The organism is Aureimonas sp. CAS (assembly GCF_059838215.1).
This window is the reverse complement of record NZ_CM187563.1, coordinates 439,240-462,312: the sequence shown is the minus strand read 5'-3', so window position 1 is coordinate 462,312 and position 23,073 is coordinate 439,240. Positions and strand designations below refer to the sequence as shown.

At 68.2% G+C, this 23,073-nt stretch carries 17 protein-coding genes; 9 read left to right on the top strand and 8 right to left on the bottom strand.

Translation table 11 applies throughout. The features are described from left to right. The first annotated feature begins 352 nt into the window (after positions 1 to 352). From AC6R2M_RS02140 to AC6R2M_RS02105, 8 genes are all read left to right on the top strand, one after another. Positions 353 to 1,600 carry a urate hydroxylase PuuD gene (locus AC6R2M_RS02140; protein WP_500485044.1) on the top strand — a complete coding sequence of 416 codons (1,248 nt, stop codon included), beginning with the start codon at positions 353 to 355 and terminating at the stop codon, positions 1,598 to 1,600. Continuing rightward, entirely contained in the window at positions 1,597 to 2,991 is a 1,395-nt protein-coding gene (gene guaD, locus AC6R2M_RS02135; protein WP_500485043.1) for a guanine deaminase, read from the top strand. Before AC6R2M_RS02140 ends, guaD begins: the two co-directional genes overlap by 4 nt. Positions 2,992 to 3,093: 102 nt before the next feature. Then, on the top strand, positions 3,094 to 4,326 hold the full coding sequence (locus tag AC6R2M_RS02130) for an LBF_2804 family protein (protein WP_500485042.1): 1,233 nt from the start codon (positions 3,094 to 3,096) through the stop codon (positions 4,324 to 4,326). A 63-nt stretch (positions 4,327 to 4,389) separates the two neighbouring features. After that, positions 4,390 to 6,414, top strand: a complete 2,025-nt coding sequence (locus tag AC6R2M_RS02125) for an alpha-1,4-glucan--maltose-1-phosphate maltosyltransferase (protein ID WP_500485040.1) — start codon at positions 4,390 to 4,392, stop codon at positions 6,412 to 6,414. A gap of 73 nt (positions 6,415 to 6,487) precedes the next feature. Next, complete coding sequence (gene treS / locus AC6R2M_RS02120; RefSeq protein ID WP_500485038.1) at positions 6,488 to 9,808, top strand: maltose alpha-D-glucosyltransferase; 3,321 nt, start codon at positions 6,488 to 6,490, stop codon at positions 9,806 to 9,808. Continuing rightward, a complete protein-coding gene (glgB, locus tag AC6R2M_RS02115; protein WP_500485036.1) occupies positions 9,808 to 12,027 on the top strand; it encodes a 1,4-alpha-glucan branching protein GlgB in 2,220 nt (739 codons plus the stop codon). Before treS ends, glgB begins: the two co-directional genes overlap by 1 nt. 69 nt (positions 12,028 to 12,096) lie before the next feature. After that, on the top strand, positions 12,097 to 12,495 hold the full coding sequence (locus AC6R2M_RS02110) for a hypothetical protein (protein ID WP_500485034.1): 399 nt from the start codon (positions 12,097 to 12,099) through the stop codon (positions 12,493 to 12,495). 93 nt (positions 12,496 to 12,588) lie between these two features. Further along, complete coding sequence (locus AC6R2M_RS02105) at positions 12,589 to 13,206, top strand: hypothetical protein (RefSeq protein ID WP_500485032.1); 618 nt, start codon at positions 12,589 to 12,591, stop codon at positions 13,204 to 13,206. Positions 13,207 to 13,279: 73 nt separating this feature from the next. Here the strand turns inward: AC6R2M_RS02105 and AC6R2M_RS02100 are convergent, their stop codons facing one another. From AC6R2M_RS02100 to AC6R2M_RS02070, 7 genes are all read right to left on the bottom strand, one after another. Next, positions 13,280 to 13,927, bottom strand: a complete 648-nt coding sequence (locus AC6R2M_RS02100; RefSeq protein ID WP_500485030.1) for an amino acid kinase family protein — start codon at positions 13,925 to 13,927, stop codon at positions 13,280 to 13,282. Between the two features lie 144 nt (positions 13,928 to 14,071). Then, entirely contained in the window at positions 14,072 to 14,902 is an 831-nt protein-coding gene (locus AC6R2M_RS02095) for a dihydroneopterin aldolase (protein ID WP_500485028.1), read from the bottom strand. After that, complete coding sequence (locus AC6R2M_RS02090; protein WP_500485026.1) at positions 14,899 to 15,147, bottom strand: Lrp/AsnC ligand binding domain-containing protein; 249 nt, start codon at positions 15,145 to 15,147, stop codon at positions 14,899 to 14,901. Before AC6R2M_RS02090 ends, AC6R2M_RS02095 begins: the two co-directional genes overlap by 4 nt. 80 nt (positions 15,148 to 15,227) lie before the next feature. Further along, on the bottom strand, positions 15,228 to 16,046 hold the full coding sequence (locus AC6R2M_RS02085; RefSeq protein ID WP_500485024.1) for a ferredoxin--NADP reductase: 819 nt from the start codon (positions 16,044 to 16,046) through the stop codon (positions 15,228 to 15,230). Positions 16,047 to 16,216: 170 nt separating this feature from the next. Further along, positions 16,217 to 17,431 carry an MFS transporter gene (locus tag AC6R2M_RS02080; RefSeq protein ID WP_500487453.1) on the bottom strand — a complete coding sequence of 405 codons (1,215 nt, stop codon included), beginning with the start codon at positions 17,429 to 17,431 and terminating at the stop codon, positions 16,217 to 16,219. A gap of 132 nt (positions 17,432 to 17,563) precedes the next feature. Next, positions 17,564 to 18,844 (bottom strand): YeeE/YedE family protein, encoded by a 1,281-nt coding sequence (locus tag AC6R2M_RS02075; RefSeq protein WP_500485022.1) that lies wholly within the window; start codon positions 18,842 to 18,844, stop codon positions 17,564 to 17,566. Between the two features lie 80 nt (positions 18,845 to 18,924). Further along, positions 18,925 to 19,854 carry a sulfurtransferase gene (locus AC6R2M_RS02070; protein WP_500485020.1) on the bottom strand — a complete coding sequence of 310 codons (930 nt, stop codon included), beginning with the start codon at positions 19,852 to 19,854 and terminating at the stop codon, positions 18,925 to 18,927. 346 nt (positions 19,855 to 20,200) lie between these two features. Between AC6R2M_RS02070 and AC6R2M_RS02065 the strand changes: the two genes are divergently transcribed. Then, positions 20,201 to 20,374 (top strand): hypothetical protein, encoded by a 174-nt coding sequence (locus AC6R2M_RS02065; RefSeq protein ID WP_500485018.1) that lies wholly within the window; start codon positions 20,201 to 20,203, stop codon positions 20,372 to 20,374. A gap of 16 nt (positions 20,375 to 20,390) precedes the next feature. Here AC6R2M_RS02065 and AC6R2M_RS02060 read toward each other — a convergent pair whose 3' ends face one another. Beyond that, a complete protein-coding gene (locus AC6R2M_RS02060; RefSeq protein ID WP_500485016.1) occupies positions 20,391 to 22,952 on the bottom strand; it encodes a GcvT family protein in 2,562 nt (853 codons plus the stop codon). Between the last annotated feature and the right edge of the window lie 121 nt (positions 22,953 to 23,073).

Sequence of the window (23,073 nt, the reverse complement as noted above, 5' to 3'; positions counted from 1 at the left end):
CGCCTTGCGCCCCGCAGCCGTAACACCCTCATCCCCCTGCCGGGACCTTCTCCTCGAGGAGAAGGGGCGGTTTCAGAACGGGGCGCATTCCTCACCCGCGCGGGAATAGGGGCATCGCGGCCCGATAGTCTGCGATGTCGGCCGAAGAGTCGCGTCCCGCCCCTCGCAACCCGTTTTCGCGCGCCCCGGCGCGTGCTACCGAAAAGCTCCGTCGACGCGCGGCCCGCGCGGCGACCGGCAACAAGCGCCTGCCCTTCCCACCGTCTCCTGAACGGCGAAGGGCGCAGAACGGCACATCGGATCAATTTGGGGTGCCCGCGGCTAGGGGGCGGCGCTCCGGAGGGAGCATCCCATGTGGACCTATTTCTCCGAATGGCTGTCCTTCGGCGTGCGCTGGCTGCACGTCGTCACCGCGATCGCCTGGATCGGCTCGTCCTTCTACTTCATCGCGCTCGATCTCGGCCTGCGTAAGCCGCACGGCACGCCGCCCGAGGGCGTCGGGGGCGAGGCCTGGCAGGTCCATGGCGGCGGCTTCTACCACATCCAGAAATACATGGTGGCGCCGAGCCACATGCCCGAGGACCTGACCTGGTTCAAATGGGAGAGCTACGCGACCTGGCTGTCGGGCTTCGCGCTCCTGTTCCTCGTCTATTACGTCGGTGCCGATCTCTATCTGATCGACCGATCCGTCGCCGATCTCCCCGTGTGGGGCGCGAGCCTGATCGGCATGCTCGGCCTCGGCCTCGGCTGGATCGTCTACGACTTCATCTGCAAGTCGAGGCTGAAGGAGAACGACACCGCGCTCCTCGCCGCGCTCTTCGTCTACGTCGTGGCCGCGAGCTTCGTCTTCTCGCAGCTCTTCTCCGGGCGCGGCGCAATGCTGCACACCGGCGCCATGATCGCGACGATCATGACGGCGAACGTCTTCTTCATCATCATCCCGAACCAGAAGATCGTGGTGGCGGACCTGCGCGCGGGCCGCACGCCGGAAGCCTATCTCGGCAAGCAGGCCAAGCAGCGCTCGCTCCACAACAACTATCTGACGCTGCCCGTCATCTTCCTCATGCTGTCCAACCACTATCCGCTCGCCTTCGCGACGCAGTGGAACTGGGCCATCGCAGGCCTCGTCCTCCTGATGGGCGCGGTGATCCGCCACTTCTTCAACACGATGCACCGCACGCACCAGAAGCTCTGGTGGTGCTGGGCGGTGGCGGGCCTGCTCTTTGCGGCCGTCATCACCCTGTCCGGCGCGCCCGGCTGGCGCGCGGCCGCGAGCGTCGAGGCGGCGGAGGCCCGCACGATCGCCAACGATCCGGGCCGCGCGCTCATCACATCGGTGCACTTTCCCGAAGCGGAAGGCATCGTCCTGTCGCGCTGCTCGATGTGTCATGCCCGCGCGCCGCTCTGGCCCGGCATCGACCATGCGCCGAAGGCGATCCTTCTGGAGACGCCGGAGGACATCGTCCACAATGCCCGCCTCATCGACGCGCAGTCGGTGCGCAGCCACGCCATGCCGCCGGGAAACCTGACCGGCATGGAGGCGGAGGAGCGGCTGGCGCTCGCCCGCTGGATGTCCTCGGCGAAGGGCTACCGGCCATGACCGCGCTCGCGAACGGCGGCACGCTCGCGATCCGCGCCCGCATCCTCTCCTTCGACGGCGATCCGAGGCTCGATCCGGGCGCGGTGCGCTTCATCGAGGACGGTATCGTCACCGTGCGCGACGGCCTGATCGAGGCGGTCGGCGAGGCGGCCGCTCTCCTGCCGTCCCTGCCCGCCGGCCTGCGACTCGTCGACCACCGGCCGCATCTTCTGACGCCGGGCTTCGTCGATCCGCACATCCACATGCCGCAGACCCAGGTCGTCGCCTCCTACGGCACCGAACTCCTCGAATGGCTGCAGCGCTACACCTTCCCTGAGGAAAGCCGCTACGGCGACCCGGCCGTGTCGGACGCGGCCGCGAAATTCGTCCTCTCCGAGCTTCTGGCGAACGGCACGACGACGGCCTCCTTCTTCTGCACCTCGCATCCCCAGTCGGTCGACAGCCTGATGGCCGAGGCCGAGCGGCGCGGTCTTCGCATCCTCGCGGGCAAGGTGATGATGGATCGCGGCGCGCCGGAGGCGCTGCTCGACACGCCCGAGCGGGGCTACGAGGAATCGAAGGCGCTGATCGAGCGCTGGCACGGAAGGGGACGGCTGGAGGTCTCCATCACTCCCCGCTTCGCGCCGACCTCGACGGAAGCGCAGCTGGAGGCGACGGGCGCGCTGGCCGAAGAGAATCCCGGCCTCTCGATCCAGACCCATCTGTCCGAGAATCTCGACGAGATCGCCTATGTCCGCGAGCTGTTCCCCTCGGCGGAGGACTATCTCGCGGTCTACGAGCGCTACGGCCTCGTGCGCGAGCGCGCGCTCTTCGGCCACTGCATCCATCTGACGGAGCGCGAGATCGCCTCGCTCGCCGAGCGCGGCGCCTCGGCGATCTTCTGCCCGACATCCAACCTCTTCCTCGGCTCGGGCCTCTTCGATCGCGCGGGCCTTCTGGAGGCAGGCGTGAAGACGGGCATCGCCACCGACATCGGGGGCGGCACGTCCTATTCGATGCTGGCGACGGCGGGCGAGGGCTACAAGGTGCTGGCGCTTCGCGGACAGAAGCTTCCGGCTCTCCAGGCCTTCCACTGGATGACCGCCGGGAACGCGCAGGCCATTGGCCTCGGCGGCCGGATCGGCCGTGTCGCGCCCGGCTTCGAGGCCGATTTCGCCGTCCTCGACAGTGGCGCGACTTCGGCGATGCGACGGCGCCTGGAGCGGATCGGGACGCTGGAGGAGGAGCTGTTCCTCCTGATGACGATGGGCGACGACCGGTCCGTGGCCGCGACCTATGCGGCCGGGCGCTGCGTCCACACGCGCACCGGTGCGCCCCCAGGCCTTCCGCCCCTCCTCCACGGCGCTCTCGACGAGCGTCGGCGCGAGATGGAGGCCTCCGCGCAGCAATAGACGTCGGAGGACGGCCCGCAACCGGCCTTCTTCCGTTTCCCGATCCGGGCGCGTGCCCTAGCTGATGCGCATCGGAAGGCGTAGGCTGGAGCGAAGGATCAGATGGACGCGGCGTCGCACCTGCCGGATCGCTCGTCCTCGGAACGGTCCGGGCGCTCGACGACACGCGACCTCCTCGACGTCTACGCGCCCGAGCCCAATGCGCTGGAGCGTCGGGCCCTCTCCTTTCTGGACGGAGAGCTGAAGGAAGGCTCGGTTCCGATCCGCGACGAGGAGCGCGTGCGGCTGGGTTCGATCCAGCGCCGCACGGTCTGGATCGGGGTCGGCTCGGGCACCCTGTCCGGCCTGATCCTCGGGGGGCTGGAAATCGGGCTGACCCTCGGAATCCTCGACGGGGAGGATGCCGGCCTTCTCGACGCCCCGCTGAAATGGGGGCTGTTCTACGCCATCGTCGGCATCGTGACGTTCGTCGAGATCCTGTTCCTCTACTGGATCACGCTACGGGCCGTGGCGAAGGTGAAGCGGATCGTCGGCGTGCCGCCCGGAGAGGGCGGGACGGGAGAATTGGTCCGGGCCGCCCTCGCGCGCGCCGCGCTCGAATCACCCAATCCGGAAGGCAAGATCCTCGGCGTCGATCCCCATGCCTTCGAACCGAAATGGCAGCTCCTGGCGCGCAGCCTCCTCTACCGGGCCAAGGTCGGCATCACCTCCTTCGTCCTTCGCATCGCCATGCGCCGCCTCTTCGTGCGCGCGGTGCTGCGCTCCTACGTTCCGCTGCTCGCCGCCCCTCTCTACGCCGCCTGGAACGCGCTAATCCTCCACCGCATCATGGAGGAGGCCCGCGTGCGCGCCTTCGGGCCCTTCGCCCTGCGCGAAGGCTTCGAGCGCATGAGGCGCCATGATGACGAAGCCTTTCGCGCGGCCTTCGTCGCGGGCGCGGTGGAACTGGTGCGGTGCGCGGGCAACGCCCATCCGAACTACGTCCTCCTCCTCGCAGGGCTGCAGGAATGGACCCGCTCCGACGAACTCGCGCCCGCGGGCGACCGGGGGCGCGGCGCGATGACGAGCCTGCCGGAGGAGGCGCGCGACGAGCTCTGCGCCGCGCTTCTCATGGTCACGGTGCTCGCCGGGCGGCCCTCGCGCCGGCAGCTCGCCTATCTTCAGGAGCTGAACGGCTGGCTCGATCGCCCCTTCCCGGCCGAACGGCTTGTCGCCTTGCGCCGGGCGCTGCGCGACGGCGAGCGCCTCTGGCCCGACACCGCCGATCCTTCGCCGGACGACGAAGCCGATGGTGCGATGCAACTGGAAACGAGCCGGCGCCTTCCTAATCCTTAAAGGGCCGTCTCGAAGGAGCCGCGCCGGGGATATGACGAAGCAGGACATGGATACGAGGACGCGATGGCCAGCCAGACACTGACCGGATCCCTGAAGGCCGCGGCCCGCAGCGCCGGTCTCGACGCATCCGCGAACACGCTGGAGACGCTGGCGAAGTCGCGTCTGGCGATCGAAGGGGTGACGCCGGTCATCGACGGCGGGCGCTTCGCGGTGAAGCGGCTCGTGGGCGAACCCTTGAGGATCGAGGCCGACGTCTTCTGCGACGGGCACGAGAAGATCGACGCGGCGATCCTCGTTCGGACGGCGGGCGGCGACTGGACCGAAACGCCGCTGACCTTTTGGGAAAACGACCGCTGGCGCGGCGAGGTGAGCTTCGACGAGCCCGGGCCGGCCCGCTACACAATCCTCGCCTGGCGCGACGCCTTCGCGACATGGGCGAGCGACACGAAGAAGAAGAAGGACGCCGGCCAGGACATCTCGCTGGAGCTGAAGGAGGGCCGCGCCCTCGTCCAGCGCGCCGAGAAGGGCTCGCGCGGGAACGAGGCCGACCGAGGAGCGCTCGCGGCCTTCGCCGCACGGCTCGACAAGCTGGACGGCGATGCGGCCTATGCCGCCTACGAGGAGCCCGAGACCGCCGCGCTCATGAACCGCGTCGGCCCGCGCGACGAGGAGACGCGCTGGGAGGTGGAGGTTCCGGTCTGGGTCGATCGCGAGGCCGCCGGCTTCTCCGCCTGGTACGAGCTGATGCCGCGTTCTCAAAGCGGCGACGTCAACCGCCACGGCACCTTCGACGACGTCATCAAGCGCCTGCCGGACATCCGGGAGATGGGCTTCGACGTCCTCTATTTCCCGCCGATCCATCCCATCGGCAAGCAGTTTCGGAAGGGCAAGAACAACTCGGTCACCGCGAAGGAGGGCGAGCCCGGCTCGCCCTACGCCATCGGTTCGGCCGAGGGCGGGCACACGGCGATCCACCCCGAGCTCGGCGACTTCGCGAGCTTCGAGCGCCTTCTCAACGAAGCGGCGGCGCACGGGCTGGAACTCGCCCTCGACTTCGCCATCCAGTGCTCGCCCGACCACCCCTGGATCAAGGAGCATCCGGGCTGGTTCGACTGGCGGCCGGACGGCACGATCAAGTACGCCGAAAACCCGCCCAAGAAGTACCAGGACATCGTCAATGTCGACTTCTACAAGCCGGACTCGATCCCCGATCTCTGGATCGAGCTGCGCGACGTCGTCCTGTTCTGGCTCGACAAGGGCGTCCGCATCTTCCGGGTCGACAATCCGCACACCAAGCCCTTCCCCTTCTGGGAATGGATGATCGCGGAGGTCCGCGAAAAGGATCCCGGCGTCATCTTCCTGGCGGAGGCTTTCACCCGGCCGAAGGTGATGAAGAGGCTGGCGAAGGTCGGCTACAACCAGTCCTACTCGTACTTCACGTGGCGCAATGAGAAGTGGGAGCTGGAGGCGTATCTGAAGGAGCTGACGCAGGAGGAATGCGCCGAGTTCATGCGGCCGAACTTCTTCGTCAACACGCCGGACATCAACCCGATCTTCCTCCAGACCGGCGGACGGCCCGGCCATCGCCTGCGGCTGGCGCTCGCCGCCACGCTCGGCGGCAATTACGGAGTCTATTCCGGCTTCGAGCTGTGCGAGGCGACGCCGGTGCCGGGCAAGGAGGAGTATCTCGATTCGGAGAAATACGAGATCCGCGCCTTCGACTGGAAGCGCGAGGGCCACATCCGCGACGACATCGCCTTCTTCAACGCGCTTCGCCGCTCCGAACCCGCGATGCGCGACTTCCGCTCGCTGCAGTTCCTGAACTTCTGGAACGAGAACGTCCTCTACTACGCCAAGCGGACGCGGGACCGGTCGTCCTACCTCCTATTCGTCGTCTCGCTCGACCCGAAGAACTCGCAGGGCGGCCATTTCGAGGTCCCGCTCTGGGAGTTCGGTCTGCCCGACACCGCCTCCGTGAAGGTAGAGGACCTCGTCAACGACCGGCAGTTCGTCTGGTCGGGCAAGGTCCAGCATTGGTGGATCAACCCGGAGGACTGCCCCTACGCCGTCTTCCGCATCTCGGCCTGAATTTTTCCGTCATCCGGGGAGGATCATCCCTCCCGTCCATCCTCGGCCGAACGGCCCGAACCGAAGAACGTCCATGATCGAAGAGACCGCAGCCGCCGCCCCCGCCGAGACCGCCACGCCGGACCCCAAGGCGAACGACTGGTACAAGGACGCGGTCATCTACCAGCTCCACGTCAAGACCTACGCGGATTCGAACGGCGACGGGATCGGTGACTTCGCCGGTCTCCTGTCCAAGCTCGACTACGTGAAGGAGCTGGGCGTCACCGCCATCTGGATCATGCCGTTCTATCCCTCGCCCCTGCGCGACGACGGCTACGACATCGCCGACTACGAGACGATCAACCCGTCCTACGGCTCGATGGAGGATTTCGAGCGGCTGATCGAGGAGGCGCACAAGCGCGGCCTGCGCGTCATCACCGAGCTTGTCATCAACCACACCTCCGACCAGCATCCCTGGTTCCAGGCGGCCCGCAACGCGCCGAAGGGCTCGCCGGAGCGCGACTTCTACGTCTGGGCGGACGACGACAAGGGCTACGACCTCACCCGCATCATCTTCCTCGACACCGAGACCTCGAACTGGACGTGGGACCCGGTCGCCGGCCAGTATTTCTGGCACCGCTTCTACTCGCACCAGCCGGACCTCAACTTCGACAACCCGAAGGTGATCGAGGAGGTGCTGCGCGTGATGCGCTACTGGCTCGACAAGGGCGTGGACGGGCTGCGGCTCGACGCGATCCCCTATCTGGTCGAGCGCGAGGGCACCAACAACGAGAACCTGAAGGAGACGCACGACGTCCTGAAGATCATCCGCGCCGAGATCGACGCGCATTATCCGGACCGGATGCTGCTGGCCGAGGCCAACCAGTGGCCGGAGGACACGCGTCCCTATTTCGGCGACGGCGACGAATGCCACATGGCCTTCCACTTCCCGCTGATGCCGCGCATGTACATGGCGCTGGCGCAGGAGGACCGGCATCCGATCACCGACATCCTGCGCCAGACGCCGGAGATCCCCGAGAACTGCCAGTGGGCCATCTTCCTGCGCAATCATGACGAGCTGACGCTCGAAATGGTGACCGCGGAGGAGCGCGACTATCTCTGGTCGACCTACGCCTCGGACAAGCGGGCCCGCATCAATCTCGGCATCCGCCGCCGTCTGGCCCCGCTCATGGGGAACGACCGCCGCAAGGTGGAGCTTCTGAACGCGCTCCTCATGTCCATGCCCGGCACGCCCGTCGTCTATTACGGCGACGAGATCGGCATGGGCGACAACATCTATCTCGGCGACCGCGACGGCGTGCGCACGCCCATGCAGTGGTCGCCCGACCGCAACGCCGGCTTCTCGCGGGCCGATCCGCAGCGGCTGTACCTCCCGACGATCCAGGACCCGCTCTACGGCTATCAGGCGATCAACGTCGAGGCGCAGTCGAACAACCCGGCCAGCCAGCTGAACTGGATGCGCCGCCTGATCCAGGTGCGCGGCACGCGCGAGGCCTTCGGGCGCGGCACGATCCGCTTCCTCTACCCGTCGAACCGCAAGATCCTCGCCTATCTGCGCGAGCACAACGGCGAGACGATCCTGTGCGTCGCCAATCTGTCCTCCTCCGCGCAGGCGGTGGAGCTGGACCTGTCGGCCCATGCCGGCTCGGTGCCGGTGGAGATGCTGGGCCTGTCCAACTTCCCGGCCATCGGCCAGCTGCCCTATCTCCTGTCGCTGCCGGCCTACGGCTTCTTCTGGTTCGCGCTGACCCCGCAGGACAATGTCCGCGACGGGCCGGCCGGGCCGCAGCCGCTGCCCGAGTTCAACACGCTCGTCATCGACGGCAATCTCCAGGACACGATTCCCGGCCGCAACCGCCGCGAGATCGAAAGCGTCCTGCCCGGCTTCGTGTCGCGCCAGCGCTGGTTCGCGGCCAAGGCCGAGACGCCGACGCGCGCCTCCTACCGCATCATCGGCGCGCTGACGCCGCGCTCGCGCACCCATCTCCTCGGCGAGGCGGTGGTGGAGACGAGCGAGGGACCGCAGCGCTACTTCCTGCCGCTCGCCGGCAAGTGGAGCGAGGCTCATCTCGGCCGTGACGCGCCGACGCTTCCCTACACGCTGGCGAAGATCCGCCAGGGCGCCAATGTCGGCGCCGTCATCGACGCCGCGCGCGACGCCGACTTCGTGCGCGAGTTCGTGCGGCAGATGACCAAGGGCGGCGCGATGGAGACCGCCGACGGCGGAACCCTGCGCTTCGAGGCCTCCCCGTCGCGGGCCGAACTGCTCGAGACCGTCCGGCAGGTGGAGGCCGACGGCGTCTCGCCGCTCTCGGGCGAGCAGTCCAACACCTCCGTCGCGGTCGGTCCGGCGATCCTGAAGTTCTACCGGCGCCTTCGCAGCGGCATCCAGCCGGAGCTGGAGATTTCGCGCTTCCTCACGGAGAACACGAGCTTCGCGGCCGCACCGGCGCTGCTCGCCTCCACGACGCTGCAGACGAAAGACGGCGAGGAGACCGCGCTCGCGGCCCTGTTCGAGAGGGTGGAGAACCAGGGCGACGCCTGGAGCCGGGTGACCGAGAGCCTGACGCGCTATCTGCGCGACACCGCCTACGCCACCGAGGAGGCGCCCGACGCCGAGGAGGGCTCGACGAGCGACCCCCGCTTCATCATGCAGTTCGACCCCGGCGAGACCATCGGGCGGCGCACGGGCGAGATGCACGCCGCGCTCGCCACGCGCACCGGCGACGCGGCCTTCGATCCCGAGCCGATCGACGCCGCCTTCCTGTCGAAGATCGCCGGCGAAGCGGCCGCCGAGGCCGATTCCGTCATCGAGCTTCTCGCCGGCCTGCGCGAGAGCGCGGGCGAGGAGGTCGCGGCGGAGATCGACAGTCTGGTCTCGGCGCGCGGCAAGGTCGCCGAATGGTTCCGCGACATCGGCCAGCGCTCCATCGGGGGCGAGCGCACGCGCATCCACGGCGACTACCATCTCGGCCAGCTTCTGGTGTCGCGCAACGACGTGGTCATCCTCGATTTCGAGGGCGAGCCGGGCCGGCCTCTGGAGGAGCGCCGCGAGAAGACCTCGCCGCTGCGCGACGTCGCCGGCATGCTGCGGTCCTACGACTACGCGGCCTTCTCGGCACGCGACAAGGTGGGCGTCTCCGACGAGGCGGGCCTTCGCGTCCGCGAGCGGGCCGAGAGCTGGCGGGACGAGGTGTCGGCCGCCTTCCTCGCCGCCTGGCAGGAGGCGTCGGGCATCGATCTCGGCCAGAAAGGGAACCGGACGCTCCTGGACCTCTTCCTCCTCCAGAAGGCCTTCTACGAACTGCGCTACGAAGCCTCCATGCGGCCCGCGTGGCTGCCGATCCCGCTTCGCGGAATCGTTTCGCTCCTCCAGAACCGTCAGGTGATCTGATGTCCAACGCCGCGACCACGCTCGCCCACCGTCCGAACGAGCACGAGGTCGCCGAGATCGAACGTGGCGCTCATGGCGATCCGTTCTCGATCCTCGGGCCGCACCGCCGGGAGGGCGGGATTGCGCTGCGCATCTTCCGCCCCGGCGCGGAGAAGGCGGAGGCGATCGACGCGGCCGGAACGGTGCTCTCCTCTCTGGAGCCGATCGGCGACGCCGGCTTCTTTTCCGGCGCGCTTCCCGAGGGAACGACGACCTACCGGCTGCGGCTGACCCACGGCACGGTCACCTGGGAGGAGGACGACCCGTACCGCTTCGGCTCGGTCCTGTCCGATCTCGACGCCTATCTCCTGGCCGAGGGGCGCCACTACAAGCTCTACGAGAAGCTCGGCGCCCATCCCGGAGCGATGGACGGGGTCGAGGGCGTGCGCTTCGCCGTCTGGGCGCCGAACGCCCGGCGCGTCTCCGTGGTCGGCAACTTCAACTCCTGGGACGGGCGGCGCCATGTCATGCGCCGCAACCACGAGACCGGCATCTACGAGCTCTTCGTGCCCGGTCTCGCCAGAGGCGAGGTCTACAAATACGAGATCGTCGGCCCGCACGGCGAAGTGCTTCCGCTGAAGCAGGATCCCGTCGGGACGCGGCACGAACTCGCGCCCTCCACCGCCTCGATTGTGGAAGGGCTCGTCGAGCACGATTGGAAGGACGAGGCGTTCCGGGTCCACGGCAACGACTGGCAGGCCGCCGACAAGCCGGTCTCGATCTACGAGGTGCATCTCGGCTCCTGGCGTCGCGGCCCGGACAACGCCTTCCTGACCTATGACGAGATCGCCCCCGAGCTGGTGCCCTACGTCAAGGAGATGGGCTTCACCCATGTGGAGTTGATGCCGGTCTCCGAGCATCCCTTCTACGGTTCCTGGGGATACCAGCCGATCGGCCTGTTCGCCCCTTCGGCGCGACAGGGCGACCCGGCGGGCTTCGCGCGCCTTGTCGATGCGTGCCATCAGGAGGGGATCGGCGTCCTGCTCGACTGGGTCCCCGGCCATTTCCCGACCGACATCCACGGCCTCGGCCAGTTCGACGGCACGCCGCTCTACGAGCATGCCGACCCGCGCCGCGGGTTCCACAAGGACTGGAACACGCTGATCTACGACTACGGGCGCACGGAGGTGAAGAACTTCCTCGTCGCCAACGGCCTTTACTGGCTCGACCGCTTCCATGTGGATGGCCTGCGCGTCGATGCCGTCGCCTCGATGCTTTATCTCGACTATTCGCGCGAGCACGGCGAATGGGAGCCGAACATCTTCGGCGGGCGAGAGAATCTGGAGGCCATCGCCTTCCTGAAGGAGACCAACGAGCGCGTCGGCGAGTATTACCCCGCCGCCACGACCCATGCCGAGGAATCGACGGCCTTCCCGAACGTGTCGCGCCCGACCTATCTCGGTGGGCTCGGCTTCCACTTCAAATGGAACATGGGGTGGATGCACGACACGCTGCACTTCATGCAGGAAGACCCGATCAACCGGAAGTACCATCTCCATCACATGACGTTCGGCATGGTGTATCACTACACCGAGAACTTCGTGCTGCCGCTCTCCCATGACGAAGTCGTCTACGGAAAGGGCTCGATCCTCGGCAAGATGCCGGGCGACTGGTGGCAGAAGTTCGCGAATCTTCGCGCCTATTACGGCTTCATGTGGACCCATCCGGGCAAGAAGCTGCTCTTCATGGGCGGCGAGTTCGGCCAGTCGGCCGAATGGAACCACGATCAGTCGCTCGACTGGCACCTGCTCGACCACGCCGAGCACAAGGGCGCCCAGAGGCTCGTTCGCGACCTGAACACGCTCTATCGCGGCATTCCGGCCCTGCACGAGCTCGACTGCGACCCGAACGGCTTCGAATGGATCGACACATCGAATGTCGATCAGTCGATTCTCATCTTCCTGCGCAAGGACCGGCACGGCGGGCCGGCGATCGTGGTCTGCAACTTCACGCCGAACGTCCATCACGGCTACAGGGTCGGCGCGCCGCAGGGCGGGTTCTGGCGCGAGGCGCTGAACACGGACGCGGAGATCTATGCAGGGTCGAACGTCGGCAATATGGGCGGCGTCGAGGCGGAGGAGATTGAGGCGAACGGCCGTCCCTTCTCGCTGAGCCTCAGCATCCCGCCCCTTTCGACCATGGTCTTCGTGCCGGGCGAGGCGCCCGCGACCAAGGTCTGACCCGATACGCCTTGGACGTGGGGCCGATCGACCCCACGTGAGGGGACAGAGCGAGGAGGAGGAGGTCTGATGGCAGCGAACGCGACGATACGGCTCGCCCTCCTCGCCCTTGCCGCTCTCTGCGCCTCGCTCGGTCCGGCCGCGGCGCAGATCCAGATCGTCCCGGGACAGGGAACGGTGATCCCCGGCCCGCACGTGACGAACGGGCTACCGGTGATCGTGCGCCCGCTGCCCTCACCCGACACGCTCGCGCGCGAGCGCCAGTTGCGCAACCGGATCATCCGCGAGCGGATCGGCGCGCGCCACACCCGCCCCGACATCCCCGCCGCCTCGATGGAGCCGGACGGACGGGGCCGGATGGGGCGGCCGGACCTCGACCCTGCGCGAGCCGGCGATTTCTCGCGCGGCGGGCCGACCGCCATCGGCCGCAGTTCCGTCACGCGCCCTTCGCTGGCGCCACGACGCTAGAGCGCCGTGCGCAGGGACACACCCTCGATCGCGGAACCGGCCGTCACGCCTCACGTTGGCGTCTGACAGATCGAGACGCACCGAGGTCTTCCCATGTCCGCCAAGCTCCTCTCCACCGCCGCGCTCGCCCTCGCGCTGCTGTCCGGCCCCGCTCTCGCCCAGCTCAGCGGCTCGACCGGGGGGTCGTCCGGCAGCGTCGGAAGCTCCGGGGGCGGGGCGGCCGGCGGCGTGGGGAGTTCGTCCGGTGGTCTTGGCGGCAGTGGCGGTCTTGGTTCCTCCTCGGCCGGGGGCGCCGCGGGCGGCGTCGGCAGCTCGTCCGGCACCGTGTCGCCCACACCGTCGCTGGGCTCCGGCTCGACTCCCTCGGGAGGCGGCGTCGGCAGCGGCGGCCTGTCGGGATCGGGCGTCGGCGGTGCGGCCGGCTCGGGCGCATCGACCACCGAGGAGCGCGCCAGCGAAGGCGCGACGAGCATCAATTCCCTGAACGTGGATTCGCTCGCCCGCGAGGGGACGAGCGGGACCGGCCTGTCCAGCACCTCGGGCGGCTCCTTCGGCGCCTCGCCCAGCGCGTCGGATACGCCGAGCATCGCGGGCGCAGGGCCGGAGCGGCTCTTCGACATTCCGCAGCCGTCCGTCGCGGTCAATCCGAACGCGATCCGCAACGCGCTCGCCGCCGGCTCGAACGCGACGCCCAAACCCGACGGACGCTGAACATTCGTCGGGCGCCTCCCTCTTCCCTCGCGCCGATCTGAGTGCCTGAACCGGATTGGAGAGCGGCCGCTCTCTACTGCGCCGCCTCGTGCATGGTGTGGAGATCGTCCTCGCGCACCACCTCCTGGCCGGGCACCTGCCCCTTGGCGAGCCGCCGCCCGGCGAGCGAGAGTTCGGACGGCCCGGCGACATAGAGCCGCGTCGCCGGGTGCAGCATGGTCTCGAAGGCCGGGTCGACGACGCCCGCAGCCGTCACGGCATGAAGATCGCGGCCCTCCGGCAGGTCGATCCGCTTAACGAGGCAGAGCGTGGCTCCGGGAAACTGGCTGGCCAGCCGGGCCGCGAAGCCGTCGGACGACATGGTCGTGTCCCACACCGGATCGTCGGTGCTCATCGCGCTGCGCGTCGGGAGCCAGACCGCGATCCGCCCCTCCGACAGCGTGCGAAGGATCGCCTCCTCGCTGTCGCAGGGTTCCAGGCGCGTGCCGATCGAACAGAGCGCGCGGGCGAATTGCTCCATGGCCAGCAGCGTCATTTCACGCGCGGCGTCGTTGTCGAAGCCGATCTGGCTCTGAAGGCGGCGGACGGTGCCCGCGAAAGGCCCGCCGCCCGGCACGACGACCGTCGGCCGGCTCGATTCCTCCACCGCCCCGACCCAGCGCGCCAGGTCAAAAGGTGGAATGGAACTTCCTCCGAACTTGACGATCAGCATGTCGTGCATTCGCGCCTTCGCTCCTTCCCGTCGCAGCCGTTACGCTCCATCCAAACGGATCGCGCGCCGTCCGTCCATTCGATAATGACGCCCATTTGCCGCGGTTCCGCCATTTCGTCGCCGCACTGCGGCATGGCGGACCGGCGATTCAGCTCAATTCTTGCGGGCGCGCCGGATCTCTACGCCGGCCGATGCGGGCCCGAGATCGAGCTTTTCGACGCGGATGGTCACGGCGATCAGCCGCGCGTCTTCGAGGAGTTCGCGCGCGAGCGTTTCGGCGAGCGTTTCCACGAAAGGCTCGGGCGCACGCTGCGCCAGCGCCCGGATCGCATCCATCATCCGGTCGTAGGAGTAGATGTCGGCGGCCGCCCACGGCCCCGTCCGGGGCGCCAGCTCGGCCTCGACGGAAAAGCGGACGCGCTGGCGGCGCCCGCGTTCGGAGGCATAGGCGCCGAGTTCCATCTCCTGGACGAGGTCGCGCACGAAGACCTTGTCGGGCTCGCCCTCAAATCGCGGCGCGTGTTCGGGCGGGGCGAAGAGCGTCGCGACGTCCGAAAGCGTCCCGTGGTCGAGCCGGCCCGCATCGTCGCGGATCGCCTCGTTGAAGACGAGGAAGGAAGGCCGCAGCGGCAGGAGACGGGGAACGTCGGGCGCCTCCAGCCTGCCGGCGAAGCCGAACCGAACGCCGCGCTCGTTCGCGTGGTCGGCAAATCGCGCGAGGTCGGGAAAGGAGACCCGGTCGAGAAGCCGATCGGGCGACGCGTCGAGAAGAAGCGTCGCGCCGTTCTCGACGAGCGTGTCGTCCAGAGCGGTGATGGAGGCTGCGTCCAGCCGGCGCGAAGGTCCGACCGCCTCTTCGAGATCAGGCGCGTCGAGCGAGCGGATGGCGACGCCCCCGGCCCGGCGAACGGTTTCGGCCTCCGTCCCGTCCTCTACGACGACCAGGAGCCGCGCCGCGCCGCGCGCCGTCGAGGGACTCGTCACGCGCGTCCGAAGGCCTTGAAGGTCACGGTGGTGAAGGTGTCCGCCACGCCCTCGATCGTCTGCAGCTTCTCGGTGACGAAATGGCCGGTGTCCCGGTCGTCGTCGAGATAGAACTTGGCGAGGAGATCGTACTGACCGGAGGTCGAATAGACCTCCGACATCTCCTCCACCGTCTCGCCGATCTCGTCGGCCACGCGGTAGGCCATGCCGGGACGGCATTTGAACTGGACGAAGATCGCTTTCATCGGGAACGCTCCGGTGGCCGTCCGGCGATCCCTACCAGCGGCCCGGCGCCCTCGTCAAAGACAAGAGCGCCGACGATTCGTCAGTCGACGAAGGCGCGCTCGACGACGAAGGTGCCCGGCTTGGAATTGGCGCCCTCCTCCAGGCCCGCGGCCTCCAGAAGCGCCTTGGTGTCCTTCAGCATGTCCATCGAGCCGCAGATCATGCCTCGGTCGGTCGAGGGATCGAGCGGCGGCACGCCGAGCGCTTCGAAGAGCGAGCCGTTCTCGATCATGGTGGTGATGCGCTGTGCGGGCGGGTTGCCCTCGCGGGTCGCGCCGCCGAAATAGCGCAGGCGGCCGCCGACGACCTCCGAGAGCAGCTCGTCCGTCTTCGTCGCCTCCACGAGGTCGCGCCCGTACTGGAGCTCGGCGTCGTTGCGGCAGGTGTGGGTCAGGATGACCTCCTCGAACTTCTCGTAGGTCTCCGGGTCGCGGATGATGCCGGCGAAGGGCGCGATGCCGGTTCCCGTCGAGAAAAGGTAGAGGCGCTTGCCGGGGATCAGCGCATCGAGAACGAGGGTTCCCGTCGGCTTCTTGCGCATCAGCACCGTGTCGCCGGGCTGGATCTTCTGCAGATGCTCGGTCAGCGGTCCGCCCGGCACCTTGATGGAGAAGAACTCCAACTCCTCGTCCCAGGCGGGGCTGGCGATCGAATAGGCGCGATAGACCGGCTTCTCCGCGTTCGGCAGCCCGATCATGGCGAACTCGCCGGTGCGGAAGCGGAAGCTCGAGGGCCGCGTCATGCGGAACTTGAAGAGCGAATCCGTGTAGTGCCGAACCTCGGTCACGGTCTCGGCGAAGACGCCGGCCGGGATCGGGAAGGCGGTTTCGGTTTCAAGCTTCTCGACGATGGCGTTCATCGGCTCTTCGCGCCTCTCGGCTGATGGATGGACGTGTGCGGTGCGGCAAACATAGGCTTCCGCGGACCCTGCCGAAAGCCCGCCGTACAATTCGACGACCGGCATGACGCATTCCGACCGCCAAGGCGAGGGTCGAACGTTCCGCCGCAGGGCGGATCGGGAGAAAAAGACTATCGCGGCTGGGTGATCGTCTTCTCCGGTGGCAGGAGGATGGTGAGAAGGCCGAGCAGCGGCAGAAACGCGCAGAGCTGGAAGACGTAACCGATGCCGCGCGCGTCCGCGATCGCGCCGAGGACGGCGGCCCCGATGCCCCCCATGCCGAAGGCGAATCCGAAGAAGATGCCCGCGATCAGCCCGACGCGGCCCGGCACCAGCTCCTGCGCGAAGACCACGATCGCCGAGAAGGCCGACGAGATCACGAAGCCGATGACGACCGAGAGAACCGCCGTCCAGAACAGGTTCACATGCGGCAGAAGCAGCGTGAAGGGCAGGACGCCGAGAATGGAGAACCACATGACGGCCTTGCGCCCGAACCGGTCGCCGATCGGGCCGCCGAGGAAGGTGCCGGCCGCCGCCGCCGCCAGGAACAGGAAGAGCAGGAGCTGGCTGTCGCGGATCGACACGCCGAACGTGTCGATCAGGTAGAAGGTGTAGTAGCTCGACAGGGACACCGTGTAGAGCTGCTTGGAGAAGACCAGCATCGCCAGGATGACGATCGCGAAGACGACGCGGTTGCGCGGCAGGCGCGAGGCGGCGATCGGCGCCGGCCCGGCCTTCGCGGCGGCGGCCAGGCGCTCCAGATGCTTGGCCTTCGCCCAGGACCCGACGTGCCAGAGCACGATCATGCCGAGAAGCGCCAGCGCCGAGAACCACAGGACCGAGGGCTGGCCGAGCGGCAGCACGATATAGGCCGCGAGCAGCGGTCCGAGCGCGGTGCCCGTGTTGCCGCCCACCTGGAAGACCGACTGCGCGAAGCCGTAGCGCCCGCCCGAGGCCGCGCGCGCGACGCGGGAGGCGTCCGGATGGAAGATCGACGAGCCGATGCCGACGCAGGCCGCCGCCAGAAGCAGCACGTAGTAGGAATGCGCGAAGGCGAGAATGACGAGGCCGACGAGGCTGGCGCCCATGCCGATCGTCAGCAGCCGGAAATAGGGGCGGCGGTCGGTCGCGAGGCCGACGGCCGGCTGCAGCAGCGAGGCCGTCGCCTGGAAGGTGAAGTGCAGGATGCCGATCTGCGTGAAGGTCAACTGGTAGTTGGCCTGAAGCACCGGATAGAGCGCCGGCAGGAGCGACTGGATCGTGTCGTTCAGCATGTGACACAGCGACAGGGACCAGAGGACCAGCATGGTCGTCTGCGCCTGTCCGGTGCCGCTGCCCGCCTTCATGCTCGCCTGGCTCACGGATACGCCTCCCGAGGCACGGGCCCACGGCTCCCCAGCGAGCCGCCCGCGCGACGTCGTCCGCGATAGACCCGCGCGAAAGGCGCGTCCATTGTCAGGCCCGCTTACGAAACGATTTTATCCGAAGAGCGCCCGGTCGATCCGGCGGACGACGACGAGTCCGGCGATCATCGCGAGCGCGAAGACCCAGCCCGACAGGGCTCCGGCCATGATGCCGGAGAGAAGCGTGCCGATCGAGCAGCCGAGCGCGACCATCGCGCCCCATCCCAGAAGCAGCCCGCCGAGAAGACCGCGAAGGATCTGCGAGGCCTTCGGCCATTGCGGCTGGAACTGGCCGGAGGCGAGCGCGGCGGCGAAGCTCGCGGCGCACATGGCGAGGACGAAGACGCCGTTGTTCGACAGGAGCGCGTTGGCGACGATCGAGACGCAGCCGCGCAGGCCTTCCAGGCCCAGCAGCGTGCCGGGCACGGCGTCGAGCGCGGTGCCGACGTCCCTTGCGCGCGCCGAAAGCTCGGCCGTGACGCCGAGCGGGGCGACGCGCAGATAGGCGAAGGCGGCGAGCCCGCCGACGAAGAGGCCGCCGAGCCAGCCCGGCCAGCGCCCGGTGAAGACGGCCGCGAGCGGGGCGAGCGCGGAGCGCCCGTCATAGCGGTCGAGCTCGGCCCGCACGGCCTCGCGCCGGGGCGAGCGGCGGAGAAGAAGCGGCCAGGCGAGAGCCGCCAGCACGACGAGCGTCAGCGCGACCCAGCCGGGATATCCGGTCCACGCCGGCAGCCAGACGACCGGCGCGCCCTGCACGAAGTCGAGATAGAGCCGGTTCCAGGTCGCGAAGCCGAGGACGAAGCCCGCGAGCGTTCCGAGAATCGCGAAGGGCGCGGTCGGCGAGCCCTCCCCCAGCCGGTAGAGATGGGCCGAGATGCACGAACCCGAGATCGACATGCCCGCCCCGAAGGCGAGCCCGCCGAAGACGAGCGTCCAGGCGATGGGGCCGATGAAGGCGTCGGGCGGCAGGCGGCCGGTCGAAGGGTCCGGCATCCAGGCGCCGAAGACGAGCGCGGTGCCGAGCGCGCCGGCGGCCATCGCCGTCAGGAGCCCGAGCACGCCGTCCGGCTCTCCCTCCTCCACCCATTCGCGGATGCCGCAATAGAAGCAGAAGCGCGAGCGCTGCAGGACGAAGCCGAAGGCGGCACCGAGGACGAGCGAGAGCGCGAGCGCATCGCCGTAGCCTGCACGCGAGAGGTACAGGGCGGCGCCGAGGATCAGCACGGCCAGAAGGGCTGCGAGAGCCCATCCCGGCAGGCGGAACCGCGCGGGCCGGCCGGCCGGCGCACGGGCCGAGGCGGGGCTCGGGATCAGGAGGTTCGGGCCGTTGCCCTCGGTCTCGTGGACGATGCTCACGGCTCGGCGCGCTCCCTGCCGGACGGACGAAAGCCCGGCGGGAGCGAACCCGCCGGGCCTCTTTCGAGAATGACGGTGCGTTACTTGCCCGTCCAGACCGTGTTCGAGACGTTCACGATCGGCGAGCCGACCGAATTGCCGTACTCGGTCCAGGAGCCGTCATAGTTGCGCACGTCGTAGCCGAGGATCTTCGAGAGAAGGAACCAGGTGTGCGAGGAGCGCTCCCCGATGCGGCAGTAGACGATGATCGGCTCGGACCCGTCGATGCCCTTCTCGGCATAGATGGCCTTCAGCTCCTCGGCCGGCTTGAAGGTTCCGTCCTCGGCCACCGCCGTGCCCCAGGGCACGTTGATCGCCTCCGGCACGTGCCCGGCGCGGATCGTCAGCTCCTGGCTGCCCTCCGGCGCGAAGATCTTGCCGGTGAACTCGTCGTTGGAGCGGATGTCGACGATGGTCGCCTCCGCTTCGCCGTTCACGACCTCGAGGACGTCGGACAGGCGGGCGCGGATGTCCTCGTTGCGCTCCGGCAGGGTGATGTCGGAGGCGGCGACGGTGGTGGCGCGGGTGGAGAGCGGCAGGCCCTCGGCCTCCCACTTCTTGCGGCCGCCGTCGAGCAGCTTCACGTCGATGCCGTAGGTATCGAACACCCAGGCGCCCCAGGCCGCGAACCAGTTGTTGTTGTCGCCATAGAGGACGACCGTGGAATCCTCCTCGATGCCGAGGCGCTGCACCAGCTCCTCGAAGTTCTCGCGGGTCGCAATGTCGCGCTTTACGGGATCGACGAGGTCGGTGTGCCAGACGACGTTCTGCGCGCCCTCGATATGGCCGCGCTCGAAGACGCCCGGCTCGACGGAGACCTCGACGAGGCGAAGGTCGGGGTTTCCGAGATTGGCCTCGAGCCATTCGGTCGTGACCAGCGGGCCGTCCGCGCCCTCGATCGCGAGCGCGGGGGTCGCCATCATCAGAGCGCCAAGGCCGGCGGCGGCAAGGAGCGTCGTCTTCTTCGGCATGTCGTCTTCTCCGGTGCGGCGCCCTCGTTCGAGCGCTTCGAGCTTTCGGTCTCGCCTCGGCAGGACGATCCCCTCGCCGCGACGTGACCCGACCTTGGACGGCATGAAGGCGCGTCACGAGGTTCCGTCGCCTCCCGAGCACCGGCGTTGGGGAAAAGATTTCCGAAAGGCAGCGGAGCCTGGAAATGGGAAGGCGGGCTTATCTTCGAGACGCCGCCCGACGGCCCGAGACTCACAGGATCGTGAGCCGGCTCACGAAATCGAACCCGGCGCTTGCAACCGATCGCGGTCCCGCTCATTCGACTCGCCAAGCGACCGGGGGGACGCTGCTTCGAGGGCGAACACGATGACCGCTTCCTTCCGCACGACCGTCGTTGCCGGACTGGCCGCCGCCGGCCTCGTCTTGAGCGTGATGCTTCCCAGCGACCCGAGCGATATCGGCGGGGTGGATGCCGCCTATCCGGCGCCCCCTCCCCTGCACGTCTCGGTTCCGACCGAGCCCTATCGCTCGGCCCGGTGAGGACGGGGCCCGCGCGTCAGCTGCGCGGCTTGAGGTTCTCCGGGTCGTAGAGCGAGTTCATCCCCACGCACGCCACCTCGACCGGGTAGCGCTCGGCGAAATACTCGACCTCCAGCTTGGTGCCGACTTCGGCATGCGTGTGCGGGAGATAGGCGAGCGCGATGGTCTTGCCGACCGAGGGGCCGAAGGCGATCGAGGTCGTGAAGGAGCGCCGGCCGAGTTCGTCCACCAGCGTCTCGCCGGTGGCCGGGTCGAGCACCGGCAGAATGCCCACGGGATAGCGCTTCACGCCCTCGGAATCAGTGTTCTCGGTCAGGACCAGCGTGCACAGCATCGCCGGCTGATGCGGCCGCTCGCGATACTCCAGATGCTTGGCCTTGCCGCGGAAGTCCGCTTCCTTGACCTTCGGGCGTGAGAGGCCGGCCTCGTAGAGATTGTACTCGGTCAGGAGATCGGCGTTCTGCAGGCGCAGGCTCTTCTCCATGCGCCGCGAGTTCGCATAGGTCTCGATGCCGACCGGCGTCGCGCCTGTGGATTCCAGCGCCGCCCAGACTGCGGGCGCGTCATCATAGGCGACGTGGATCTCGAAGCCCTGCTCGCCGACATAGGAGATGCGGAAGATCGTGACGTCCTTACCCGCGATGCGGCCGGCCCGCAGCTGCGTGAAGGCGAGCGCCTCCTTCTCGATCGCCGCCGGGTCCTCGACGATGGTCTTCAGCTTCTCTCGCGCGTTCGGCCCCCAGATGCCGACGGTGACGATCTCGTTCGTGCGGTCCGCCAGCTGGACGTCGAAGCCCTTCTCCTCGGCCACGCGCGCGACGTAGTGGAAGTCGCGCGGCGCGGCGTCCGCCCCGTCGACGATCCGCAGGCGGTCCTCGAAGCGCAGCACCGTCAGATCGGCGCGCACCATGCCCTCGTCGTCGAGGAAGTGAGTGTAGATGCCCTTGTTGACGTTGGCGTCGCCGCCGATCTTGGCCGCACACAGCCATTCGGCCAGCGCGACGTGGTCGGGGCCGGACACTTCGAGCATCGCGAAGTGCGACAGGTTGATGATGCCGGCGTCCTCGCTCATGGCGAGCTGCTCGGCATTGGAGACGCGCCAGAAGTGCCGGGCGTCCCACTCGTTCTCGCGCACCGGAACACGGTCGCCGTACTTGTCCAGAAGGTGCTCGTTGGAGGCGTAGCCGTGGGCGCGCTCCCAGCCGCCGAGCTCCATGAAGTAGCCCCCGAGCTCCTTCTCGCGCTCGTGGAAGGGCGAGCGGCGCACGTTGCGGCCGAGCGAGAAGGGCTCGCGCGGATGGACGGCCGGGTTGTAGATCTTCTTGGCCGTCTCCGTGCAGCGCTCGTGGATCATCTCCTCGGTCAGCTGGTGCGGATAGAAGCGCGTGACGTCGATCGCGTGATGGTCGATCTCGGTCCGGCCGTCCGTCATCCAGTCGGCGATGAGCTTGCCGTAGGCCGGGCCGTCCTTCACCCAGATCGCGACGCAGTACCAGAGGCCCTTCACCTTCCGGCTCTCGCCGCAGGAGGGGCCGCCGTCGCTCGTCACCTGCAGGAGGCCGTTGAAGGAATGGCTCTCGCGGTAGCCGAGCTCGCCGAGGATCGGCGTCAGCTCGATCGCCCGCTCCAACGGCTCCATGATCTGTTCCATGTCAAGATCGCGCTGCGAGGGCGACAGGCGCGCCTCGGCCTTCGACAGGATGTCGCGCGGGTGGCAGAGGCGCGGATCGTGCTCCTCGTAATAGCCCCACTCGATCTGGCCGCCCTCGGCCGTCGTCGGGTCGCCCGTGTCGCGCATGTAGGCCGAGTTGCCCTGGTCGCGCATCAGCGGATAGCCGATGTCCTTCCCCGTGCCGGCGAACTCGTTGTACGGACCGAAGAAGGTGAGCGGGTGGTCCACCGGCATGACCGGCAGGTCCTCGCCGGCCATCTCGGCGATGAGCCGCCCCCAGAGACCGGCGCAGACCACGACGTGGTCGGCGTGGATCGTTCCGCGCGGCGTGACGACGCCGCCGATCTTCCCGTCCTCGATGACGAGCGAGGTCGCGGGCGTGTTGGCGAAGGCGCGCAGCTTGCCCGACTTCTCGCCCTCGTCGACGAGCTTGCCCGCCACGGTCTGCGAGCGCGGGATCACGAGACCGGCATCCGGGTCCCAGAGACCGCCCTGGACCTGATCCTCCTCGATGAGGGGGAACTTCTCCTTGATCTCGGCCGGCTCGATCAGGCGGACCCTGGTGCCGAAGGCCTTGCCGGAGGCGACCTTGCGGCGGATCTCGTCCATGCGCGCATCGTCGCCGACGCGCGCCACCTCCAGGCCGCCGACGCGGGCGTAGTGGCCGAGCTTGTCGAAGAATTCGATCGAGTAGAGCGTCGTCCAGCAGGACAGGAAGTCGTGGCTGGTCGTGTAGCAGAAGTCCGAGGCATGCGCCGTGGACCCGACATCGGTCGGGATGCCGGACGCGTCGATGCCGACGATGTCGTCCCAGCCGCGCTCGATCAGATGATGGGCGACGGAGGCGCCGACGATGCCTCCCAATCCGACGATGACGACCTTCGCTCGCTCAGGGAATCCGGCCAAGACCTGTCGCTCCATTCATGCTTCATCGAAGACGTTAGGCGTTGCCAACAACGCGATGCAGTCCTTTTTGCGACATCGGGGAGTGGACGAGCGACGATCGCCGGGCGATCCGTCGCAGCCG

Coding starts and splice junctions, on each gene's coding strand:
- AC6R2M_RS02140 (WP_500485044.1), top strand. CDS start 353: ATGTGGACCTATTTCTCCGAATGGCTGTCCTTCGGCGTGCGCTGGCTG.
- guaD (WP_500485043.1), top strand. CDS start 1,597: ATGACCGCGCTCGCGAACGGCGGCACGCTCGCGATCCGCGCCCGCATC.
- AC6R2M_RS02130 (WP_500485042.1), top strand. CDS start 3,094: ATGGACGCGGCGTCGCACCTGCCGGATCGCTCGTCCTCGGAACGGTCC.
- AC6R2M_RS02125 (WP_500485040.1), top strand. CDS start 4,390: ATGGCCAGCCAGACACTGACCGGATCCCTGAAGGCCGCGGCCCGCAGC.
- treS (WP_500485038.1), top strand. CDS start 6,488: ATGATCGAAGAGACCGCAGCCGCCGCCCCCGCCGAGACCGCCACGCCG.
- glgB (WP_500485036.1), top strand. CDS start 9,808: ATGTCCAACGCCGCGACCACGCTCGCCCACCGTCCGAACGAGCACGAG.
- AC6R2M_RS02110 (WP_500485034.1), top strand. CDS start 12,097: ATGGCAGCGAACGCGACGATACGGCTCGCCCTCCTCGCCCTTGCCGCT.
- AC6R2M_RS02105 (WP_500485032.1), top strand. CDS start 12,589: ATGTCCGCCAAGCTCCTCTCCACCGCCGCGCTCGCCCTCGCGCTGCTG.
- AC6R2M_RS02100 (WP_500485030.1), bottom strand. CDS start 13,927: ATGCACGACATGCTGATCGTCAAGTTCGGAGGAAGTTCCATTCCACCT.
- AC6R2M_RS02090 (WP_500485026.1), bottom strand. CDS start 15,147: ATGAAAGCGATCTTCGTCCAGTTCAAATGCCGTCCCGGCATGGCCTAC.
- AC6R2M_RS02085 (WP_500485024.1), bottom strand. CDS start 16,046: ATGAACGCCATCGTCGAGAAGCTTGAAACCGAAACCGCCTTCCCGATC.
- AC6R2M_RS02080 (WP_500487453.1), bottom strand. CDS start 17,431: ATGAAGGCGGGCAGCGGCACCGGACAGGCGCAGACGACCATGCTGGTC.
- AC6R2M_RS02070 (WP_500485020.1), bottom strand. CDS start 19,854: ATGCCGAAGAAGACGACGCTCCTTGCCGCCGCCGGCCTTGGCGCTCTG.
- AC6R2M_RS02065 (WP_500485018.1), top strand. CDS start 20,201: ATGACCGCTTCCTTCCGCACGACCGTCGTTGCCGGACTGGCCGCCGCC.